This is a genomic window from Sphingomonas sp. ATCC 31555, from assembly GCF_000282895.1.
Taxonomy (GTDB): domain Bacteria; phylum Pseudomonadota; class Alphaproteobacteria; order Sphingomonadales; family Sphingomonadaceae; genus Sphingomonas.
The window spans coordinates 121,396-130,093 of record NZ_ALBQ01000042.1; the positions used below are offsets into that span (position 1 = coordinate 121,396).

The 8,698-nt window shown below is 64.5% G+C and carries 12 protein-coding genes; 7 read left to right on the forward strand and 5 right to left on the reverse strand.

Annotation, left to right across the window (positions count from 1 at the left end; all coding sequences use genetic code 11):
* Positions 1–47: 47 nt before the first annotated feature.
* On the reverse strand, positions 48–569 hold the full coding sequence (locus B215_RS0115980; protein ID WP_050990202.1) for a GNAT family N-acetyltransferase: 522 nt from the start codon (positions 567–569) through the stop codon (positions 48–50).
* Positions 570–742: 173 nt separating this feature from the next.
* Here B215_RS0115980 and B215_RS0115990 point away from each other — a divergent pair, with 173 nt between their 5' ends.
* Complete coding sequence (locus tag B215_RS0115990) at positions 743–1,114, forward strand: dihydroneopterin aldolase (RefSeq protein WP_026009336.1); 372 nt, start codon at positions 743–745, stop codon at positions 1,112–1,114.
* A 32-nt stretch (positions 1,115–1,146) separates the two neighbouring features.
* Here B215_RS0115990 and B215_RS0115995 read toward each other — a convergent pair whose 3' ends face one another.
* Positions 1,147–2,043, reverse strand: a complete 897-nt coding sequence (locus tag B215_RS0115995) for a hypothetical protein (RefSeq protein WP_236704455.1) — start codon at positions 2,041–2,043, stop codon at positions 1,147–1,149.
* A 167-nt stretch (positions 2,044–2,210) separates the two neighbouring features.
* Between B215_RS0115995 and B215_RS0116000 the strand changes: the two genes are divergently transcribed.
* The 5 genes from B215_RS0116000 to B215_RS0116020 all read left to right on the forward strand — a co-directional run bounded on the left by B215_RS0116000 (position 2,211) and on the right by B215_RS0116020 (position 5,313).
* Positions 2,211–2,885: a TonB family protein gene (locus tag B215_RS0116000; protein ID WP_026009338.1), complete on the forward strand. Its 675-nt coding sequence runs from the start codon at positions 2,211–2,213 to the stop codon at positions 2,883–2,885.
* 75 nt (positions 2,886–2,960) lie between these two features.
* Entirely contained in the window at positions 2,961–3,761 is an 801-nt protein-coding gene (locus B215_RS0116005; RefSeq protein WP_019370656.1) for a MotA/TolQ/ExbB proton channel family protein, read from the forward strand.
* Between the two features lie 84 nt (positions 3,762–3,845).
* The gene (locus B215_RS0116010) at positions 3,846–4,325 is read left to right on the forward strand and encodes an ExbD/TolR family protein (protein ID WP_019370657.1); all 480 of its coding nucleotides are present in this window, start codon (positions 3,846–3,848) and stop codon (positions 4,323–4,325) included.
* A 25-nt stretch (positions 4,326–4,350) separates the two neighbouring features.
* On the forward strand, positions 4,351–4,776 hold the full coding sequence (locus B215_RS0116015) for an ExbD/TolR family protein (RefSeq protein ID WP_026009339.1): 426 nt from the start codon (positions 4,351–4,353) through the stop codon (positions 4,774–4,776).
* 180 nt (positions 4,777–4,956) lie between these two features.
* Positions 4,957–5,313 (forward strand): hypothetical protein, encoded by a 357-nt coding sequence (locus tag B215_RS0116020; RefSeq protein WP_019370659.1) that lies wholly within the window; start codon positions 4,957–4,959, stop codon positions 5,311–5,313.
* Positions 5,314–5,374: 61 nt separating this feature from the next.
* On the opposite strand, the gene dcd is transcribed toward B215_RS0116020, so the two are convergent.
* The 3 genes from dcd to B215_RS0116035 form a co-directional block, all read right to left on the reverse strand.
* Complete coding sequence (gene dcd / locus B215_RS0116025) at positions 5,375–5,929, reverse strand: dCTP deaminase (protein WP_019370660.1); 555 nt, start codon at positions 5,927–5,929, stop codon at positions 5,375–5,377.
* Positions 5,930–6,126: 197 nt separating this feature from the next.
* Positions 6,127–6,576, reverse strand: coding sequence for a cytidine deaminase (locus tag B215_RS0116030; protein ID WP_019370661.1), 450 nt, complete (start codon positions 6,574–6,576; stop codon positions 6,127–6,129).
* Between the two features lie 5 nt (positions 6,577–6,581).
* Positions 6,582–7,064: a UPF0262 family protein gene (locus tag B215_RS0116035; RefSeq protein WP_019370662.1), complete on the reverse strand. Its 483-nt coding sequence runs from the start codon at positions 7,062–7,064 to the stop codon at positions 6,582–6,584.
* An 82-nt stretch (positions 7,065–7,146) separates the two neighbouring features.
* On the opposite strand from B215_RS0116035, the gene B215_RS0116040 reads away from it, so the two are divergent.
* Positions 7,147–8,643, forward strand: coding sequence for a replicative DNA helicase (locus B215_RS0116040; RefSeq protein ID WP_019370663.1), 1,497 nt, complete (start codon positions 7,147–7,149; stop codon positions 8,641–8,643).
* Positions 8,644–8,698: the final 55 nt, after the last annotated feature.

Consider the following 8,698-nt stretch of genomic DNA (forward strand, 5'->3'; position numbering starts at 1 on the left):
AACGTGCGCCGGCCCGCTTTGTCGAAGGCGTCGGTTCGCCGGTGCGATCAGGCGGCCTCGCGCAGGCGCGGTACGAGTGTGCCTGCGCAGTTGGGCACGGCGGGCCCACGTGCCAAGAGCCGCCGCGGCTCGAACGGGCCAGGCATACGCCACCGCCCGGTGCGACTCGAATCGAATCCGAAGAAGCGGCCATAATATTCGGGATCGCCTATCAGCATCAGCGCCTCTGCTCCGGGCAAGGCACTCGCATCCGCGGCGTCGAGCATATGGTGCATCAGCTTGCGCCCGATCCCAGCCTGCTGGTGCGCCGGTTCGACCGCCACGGGGCCGACCATGACCAGCGGCACCAGCGGGCCGGTGTCACTCGCCAGCGCGACGGGCCAGCTCTGGATCGATCCGATGAGCCGGGCCTCTTCGTCCAGCGCGGCGAAGCTGAGCGGCGAAATAGGCATGGTTCCGCGGCGGACGCGATAGGCCGTGCGCAGGTGGCGATCCGCCCCGAACGCTCGATCGAGCAACGCCTCAACGCCACCCGAGTCGATCGAATCGAGTGAAACCAGTCGTGTCACATCTCTTCCTTCGCCGCGCCCCGGCCCCTTTTGCCGAAGGGCGCGCGCTTTACTGCCACGGCGTGGAAGCGCAAGCGCGAATCGTGCACGGCCATGTGCAGCAAACGCACAGGCTTTCGAACGAGCCGCCATCTGCTATGGCGCCCGCCTCATTCCCGCGAAAGGCCATTTGCTTGCCCGACCTATTGCAGCTTCAGGTGCACGATCTCCAGGTGGAACTGCTGACCGGCGTCTATTCCGAAGAGACGCACCTGCCGCAGCCACTGCGCATCTCGGTGACCGTCGACCTCGATATTCCCGAGCGATTCGCGCCGGATACCCCGCTCGGTGCGTCAAAGAGCTACATGGACCTGAAGCATGCGGCAACCGACGCGCTGCCGAAAGACGTGCACTTCACGCTGATCGAGGCCGTGGCCGAACATATTTGCGAGACGCTGTTCGTCTCCGATTCGCGGGTGCGCCGGGTGGAAGTGCGCATCGTGAAGCTCGCCATTGCCGAGCGGGACGAATCAATCGGAATCACGCTGGTTCGAGACCGCCGCTGACCCGGTGATCGGCGACGGCGCTGGACGCACGTTCAGGTGCAGGGCCCCAGATCGCGCAGCACCAGCTGATAATCTTCGCGCGCGGCTTCGGCGTTCTGCGGCGATTCGGCATTCAGCGCATCCGCGGGAAGCGATTTCGGCAGACCGCATGCTAGCCGGAACCACAGCAGCGTATCGCGCTTCGGCGCACCGGCGCTTTCGTCGACAATGTCGCCCAGAGATACAGACCAGCGCGTCTGTTCGCCCGGGCGCCGCAGGATCTGCAGCGAAATCGGCGCGCCGCTGCCGGTCTTCAGGAAGATCTGCGTTTCCCCCTCGCCGGGAAGTGCACCAGGCACGTGAAAGGCGTTGCCGATGCCGGTGATCGCCGGCGCAGCATTCGCCGCAAGAAGATCGCGGGTGATGCGGCGGGTGAGGGCGTCGAGTTCCGGGGACCAGGCGAACTGGCTGTCGATCCCGGTCAGCTGAACCTCACCGCCTTTACCGGCCACCGGGCGAGCGAATAGCAGGACCCGCTGCTTCTTCAACTTGGGAACCTTGCCACGGGCATCGAGCGGCACGTCGGCGATATAGGAAATCTGTGCCGAAAGGGGACTCGATCCGCGAATCAGCGCGAGAACATCGGCCTCGACGTAGAGGCGAACGCGCCCTGAGGTTAACGGCGCGCCAGAAATTTCCTTGATGCGGATTAAGTCGCGAATGCGCGCATCGATCACCAGCGGCGCGCCGGTGATGGCGGTGGCCACAGTGGCGTAACTGGGTAGGACAGTTTGCGCTTCGGCGCGGTTTTGCGTGGTTTGCGGCGCGGTTTGCGCAACCGCCGACGATGCTGCAACGCAACAAAACAGCAGGGGCAGGGCATGTTTCATTCCGCCTCCGCTAGCCGATTGTGCCGATCTTATACAGAAATAATTCTGCCATGCGCGCATTGTACGACCAATTCGTCCGACAAAGAGTTTGCGTCGTCCGTATGGCCACGATACAGACTTGGTGCTCTCGCCATCAGGGGCGCAGTGTGACCCGGGGTGAGCGGACTTGTGCGCGGCAGCCAGCCGGCCAGGGTCGCAAGCAGGATTAGAGGGAGTGACGTTGCCGAATGGCTTACGCTGACCGGAATGTAAGTGGCAGTCGTGTGGTCGCGATCGTTATCGTCGCGATCATTGTGGCTGGCATGGGTTATGCCTTCGTCACAGGTCTGGCATACCAATATATCAAGAAGAAGGCGGAAGAGCTGAAGACCTTCGAGGTCGAAGAGCCGCCGCCCCCGCCGGAGGAAATTCCGCCGCCGCCGCCGCCGCCGGACACGCCGGTGCCGCCGCCCCCGACGCAAGTCGTGGTGCCGCCGGCCATCGTGCAGACGGTTGCGCCTGCGCCGCCGGTAGCCACCACCAACATCATCCCGCCGCCGCCGCCGATTTCGCCGCCGGCGCCGCCAGCGCCACCGGCTCCGCCGGCTCCGCCAGCGCCGCCGCGCATCGCGAAGGGGCTCAAGCCGCGCACGCCTCCGGGCTCGTGGGTGACGAACGACGACTATCCTGCCGCGGCGCAGCGTTCGGGTGATGAAGGTACGGTTGGTTTCCGCCTCGACGTGGACGCTTCGGGCAAGGTTGCGAATTGCTCGATCACGTCGTCGAGCGGCTCGTCGTTGCTCGACAGCACGGCGTGCAATCTGCTGCGGCGCCGTGCGCGCTTCACGCCTGCCGAAGACGCGGACGGGAACAAGATTCCCGCACCGTATCTAGGCCGGTTCACGTGGCGGCTTGAAAAGTAACTCTCCGGTTTCCGGTCCGCCGGGCGAGGCGGACCGGCTTGCGCAAGAAGCTATCTTTTAGAGGAAAGACCCAAAATGCTCACGACCATTCTCGCTGCCGGTGGTGCCGCAGCTTCGGGCGAAAGCCCCTATGGCCTTCAGCAGGCGCTCAAGGAAGGCGGCCTGATCTCGCAGACGGTGTTCGCGATCCTGGTGCTGATGCTCTTCGTATCGCTCTACATCCTCTTCACCAAGCTGTTCGAACAGCAGAAGATCATCAACCAGGCGAAGCGCGTCCGCGCCACGTTCTGGAGCTCGAACAGCCTGCGCGAAGGCGCTGCCAAGCTCGAGAAGAACTCGGCCTATCGCCAGATCGTCGACGACGGTCTCGAAGCGCAGGAGCAGTACAAGCTGCTGACCGATCCGGTCGAAGCGCATGACTGGCTGCACGGTTCGCTCGCGCGTTCGGAAGGTTCGATCAACTCGGCGCTGGGCGGCGGTCTCGCCTTCCTCGCGACCGTCGGCGCTACCTCGCCGTTCATCGGTCTGTTCGGTACGGTTATCGGTATCTACCGCGCGCTCATCAAGATCGGTTCGGCCGGTCAGGCTTCGATCGACGCCGTCGCCGGCCCGGTCGGTGAAGCGCTGATCATGACCGCGCTCGGTCTCGTCGTCGCCGTTCCGGCGGTGCTCGCCTTCAACTTCCTGCAGCGTCGTAACAAGTCGATCGCCGAGAACCTGAATGCGTTCTCGAACGACGTGCTCGGCTACCTCGCTTCGGACGGCAAGGTGAAGCCTTCGACGAACGCAGCCGCCAAGAAGCCGGCCGCTGCCGCTTCGCCGAAGCCGGCGACGACCACCGCCGGCCAGGCTGGCGGCGTTCAGACCCGCCCGTAAGATCAAGGCCGCGGGACTGCCACGTAACGCGCAGTCCCGCCGCCGGACGACGATCCGGCGTACAAGAGGATAGGATTACGCCCAATGGCGATTAGCACAGGCAGCGGCGGCGACGACGCACCGATGTCAGAGATCAACACCACGCCCCTCGTGGACGTGATGCTGGTTCTCCTGATCATCTTCCTCATCGCCGTTCCCGTTGTGATCCAGACGGTCGATCTCGCGCTGCCGAAGGTGCAGTACGAGGTGACGACGACCAAGCCCGAGAACGTGTCGCTTTCCATCAAGGGCGGTCCGGGCGGTTGCGAGGTCTACTGGGGTCTTACCCGCGTCAACCATGGTGAGTTGCTGGACCGCGCCGTCGTGAAGCTGAAGGCCGAGATCGATCGCCAGGGTGGCCCGAATGCCGCCGGCCTCGAACTTCCGGAGGTTCACATTCGCGGCGACGTCAACACGCCCTATCGCTGCATTGGCGGCACCATCTACACAATGCAGATGGCGGGTTTCGTGAAGGTCGGCTTCATTTCCGAACCGGAACCCGGTTCGTCGACAGCCCGGCTCTGATCGGCCCGTTTAAGGAGTTACCACAATGGCAATGAGCGCGGGCCGTGATGACGGCGAGCCGATGATGGACATGAACACGACGCCGTTGATCGACGTCATGCTCGTGCTCCTCATCATGTTCATCATCACCATTCCGGTGCAGACCCATGCCGTGAAGGTGGATCTGCCCCAGCCGAGCAACACCCCGGCCAGCCCCGTCGAACCGGACAAGAACAAGGTCTATATCGACGCACAGGGCCAGGTGTTCTGGAACAGCATGCCGATCAACGATGTGCAGCTGCGCCAGTATCTGGATGCATCGCTGCAGCGCTCTCCGGAGCCGGAGCTGCACTTCCAGCCGGATCCTGCGGCACGGTATGAAGTGGTGGACAGCACGCTTGCCATCATCAAGCGTGCCAACGTCACCAAGCTGGGTTTCGTCGGCAACGAGCAGTATCGTAACGATTTCTGATCCCCAGCGGGTCGGAGTATTTTGGGAAGGCGGCCCTTCGGGGCCGCCTTTTTTGTGCCCGGCTGCCGCGCGCCTCCGGCGATTTCCCCTATTGCGCGGCTGCAACCTCTATGTCACCTATGTGTCACCCAACTGTCATAAAAATGTAGCGTTGGCGTAACATGATGAGAGGAGCGTTGCATGTCGATCAAACTTGTCGCTGCGGCCTTGGTGCCGCTGCTGGGAATGGCAATGCCGGCCGCCGCGCAGGACGCGAGCGTGGCCGCGACCGAAATCAGCACGGGCGCCTTTGCCAAGGCCGAACAGAAATTGCTTGGAGCGTTGCGCGACAGCCCGCGGCCTGAAGTGCTGCTGAACTTGGCGGCCGTGTACTACGGCACCGGCCGGTTCGCCGAAGCGGGTACGCTGTACCAGCAGGTGTTGTCGCAGGATGAAGTCGTGCTGGATCTTTCAAACCAGCGTACCGCAGGATCGCACAGCGTCGCTCGCGCCGGCTTGCGCTATCTGGATCTGCGCCAGCGGACGGCGCTTCGCTGACTGACTTCGATTTCCGGAGCGGCGGGCGCATTGCCACGCCGCCCGGTAGTCGGCCGGCGCGTTACAGCCGCGGCAGCGTTACGCCGCGCTGGCCCATATATTTGCCCGCGCGGTCGGCATAGCTCGTCTCGCAGGCCTGCTCGCCCTTCAGGAACAGGAACTGGCACGCGCCTTCATTGGCGTAGATCTTCGCCGGCAGCGGCGTGGTGTTGGAAAATTCCAGCGTCACATGGCCTTCCCATTCCGGCTCCAGCGGCGTGACATTCACGATGATACCGCAGCGCGCATAGGTGGATTTGCCGAGGCAGATCACCAGCACGTCGCGCGGCACCCGGAAATACTCCACCGTCCGCGCCAGCGCGAAGCTGTTGGGCGGGATGACGCACACGTCGGTCTTGCGGTCGACGAAGCTGTTCGCATCGAAATTCTTCGGATCCACCACCGCGCTGTCGACATTGGTGAAGATCTTGAACTCGTCCGCCACCCGCGCGTCATAGCCATAGGAGGACAGGCCGTAGCTGATGCAGCCCTCGCGCCGCTGGCTCTCGACGAAAGGCTCGATCATGCCGTGGTTGAGCGCCTGCTCGCGAATCCAGCGGTCGGAAAGAATGGACATGCGCGCGGTAGTGCGGGGGAGGGGGCGCGGCGTCAAGTTTGGGGGTGGGGACCTCGGCCGTTCAAACCTCCATCATCATTCCCGCGAAGGCGGGAATCCATTTGCCAGGACGCCGGGGGCAGGGACCGCCAATTCAGCGCCAATGGATCCCCGCCTTCGCGGGGATGACGGCGGGAAGGGGTGCCGGCGGCAACCCCTCAACTAATCCCCAGATCCCCCGGGCCGAACGCCTGGGGCAGCAGCTCGGACAGGCGATAGCTCGCCACCGCATCGCCCTCGGCGGCGCCGCAATGGACGGGCAGATCGCGCTTGCCCAGCTGCGCCGCCTCATTGATCACCTGGCGGCAGCGCCCGCAGGGGCTGACCGGGGCTGTGCCGGTGGGTACCCCGTCCGCGCCGATCGGCCCGCCGATCACGGCGATCTCCGCCACGTCACGCAGCCGGCCCTGTGCGGATACCGTTGCCAGCGCCACCGTCTCGGCGCAGAGCGACAGGCCGTAGCTGGCATTCTCGAAATTGGCGCCCGTCACCACGGTGCCGTCGGTCAGCAGCACGGCGGCACCCACGCCGAAATTCGAATAGGGGGCGTGCGCGTTGCGCGCAGCTTTGCGCGCGGCTGCGATCAGCGCGCTGGGGTCCGTCGTCATGAAAGTCATCCCTTGATGTGGAGCACGCAGATCAGCGTGAACAGCCGTCGCGCGGTATCGAAATCGACGTCGATCTTGCCGTCCAGCGCCGTCCGCAACAGTTCGGCGCTGTCATTGTGAATGCCGCGCCGGGCCATGTCGACGGTCTCGATCTGCGCCGGCGTCGCGTTGCGGATCGCTTGGTAATAGCTGTCGCAGATCGCGAAATAGTCGCGGATCGGCCGGCGAAAGCGCGCCAAGCCCAGCACGATCGTCTCCAGCGGCGTATCGTCGGCGCGTTTGATCGCCAGCGCCAGCCGTCCTTCTTCGACGCTCAGTTGCAGCTTGTACGGCCCGGCATAGCCATCGGCATGTTCGCGCTGGGGGGCGAAGTGGTTGTCCTCGAGCAGATCGTAAATTGCGATCCGGCGTTCCTGCTCGATATCCGCCGAGCGCCAAAGAATGGTGCGCTCGTCGAGGGTCACGTCGATGATCCGCGGATCGGCCATAGGTCCCAGCTTTGGAAGCATTCCCCGTTTTCCACAAGCCATGCCGGTTGCCGTACCCCCCGCGTAGGCCGATGAGGAAGCCATGGCACAGCCGATTCCCTTTCCTGCACCCGAGCCCCAAGAGGGCCTGAGTCTCCCCCAAAATGTCGAAGCCGAAGCAGCGCTGCTCGGCGCGATGATGATCGACAACCGAGTCGCGGAAGACGTCCTCCAGAAGCTCCGACCCGAGCATTTCTTCGAGCCGCTGCACGGCCGCATCTACGAGCAGATCGCCCATCTCGTCGGCGACAACCGCCTCGCCACCCCGGTGACGCTGCGCCCGCTTTTCGCCAACGATCCGGCGATGAAGGAGCTGGGCGGCCCGGCCTATCTCGCCCAGCTGACCGGCAACCCGGCCAGCCTGATCGGCGCGCGCTCCTTCGCCGACCAGATCTACGATCTCGCCCAGCTCCGCGCGCTGGTCGATGTGGGCCGCGGCATGGTGGAGGGCGCGCTCGACACCAGCCAGGACATCAATCCCTCCAAGCAGATCGAGCAGGCCGAACTCCGGCTCTACCAGGTTGCCGAGCAGGGCGATTCGGAAGCCGGCGTGAAGTCCTTCACCCGCGCCGCCACGCTCGCCGTCCGCCAAGCCGAAAAGGCGATGAACTCGGGCGGCGGCATCTCGGGCATCACCACGGGGCTGAGCGACCTCAACGCCTCGACCGGTGGTTTCAACCGATCGGACCTGTTGATCCTCGCCGGTCGCCCCGGCATGGGCAAGACCTCGCTCGCCACCAACATCGCGTTCAACGCCGCCAAGCGCTACATGGACGATCTCGACGCGGGCATCGCTGAGGAGAAGTCGATCGGCGCGCCGGTGGCGTTCTTCAGCCTCGAAATGTCGGCCGACCAGCTGGCGATGCGTATCCTGTCCGAACAGGCCGAGGTCGTCTCGGAAAAGCTGCGTACCGGCCAGCTGAGCAATGCCGAGTTCCAGAAGTTCGCGCGCGCCGCGGGCGATCTGGAGCGGCTGCCGCTCTATATCGACGACACGCCCGGCCTCACCATCGCCGCGCTTCGCACCCGCGCCCGGCGGCTCAAGCGCCAGCACAAGATCGGCATGGTGATCGTCGACTATCTCCAGCTGCTCACCGGCTCGGCCAAGGCCTCGGGCGACGGGCGCGTGCAGGAAATCTCGGAGATTTCGCGCGGCCTCAAGACGCTGGCCAAGGAACTTCATGTGCCGGTGCTGGCGCTCTCCCAGCTCAGCCGCGCGGTGGAAAGCCGCGAGGACAAGCGCCCGCAGCTCTCCGACCTTCGCGAATCCGGCTCGATCGAGCAGGACGCCGATATCGTGCTGTTCGTGTATCGCGACGAATATTATCACGACTTCAAGGCCCCGACGAAGATCCCCGACGGCACCGAGACCGCCGAGGAGCGCATGGCCTATGAGGAATGGCAGGCGCGCCAGCTGGAAGTGGCGAACAAGGCGACGGTGATCATCGCCAAGCAGCGCCATGGTGCCACGGGCTCGGTGCATATGCGCTTCGACCGGCAGTTCACCAAGTTCAGCGATCTGGCGCCGGAGGGGTATTGAGAAGGGCAGGCGGCTGAGGCTGCCTAGCCCCTCCCCTTCAGGGGAGGGGGTGGGG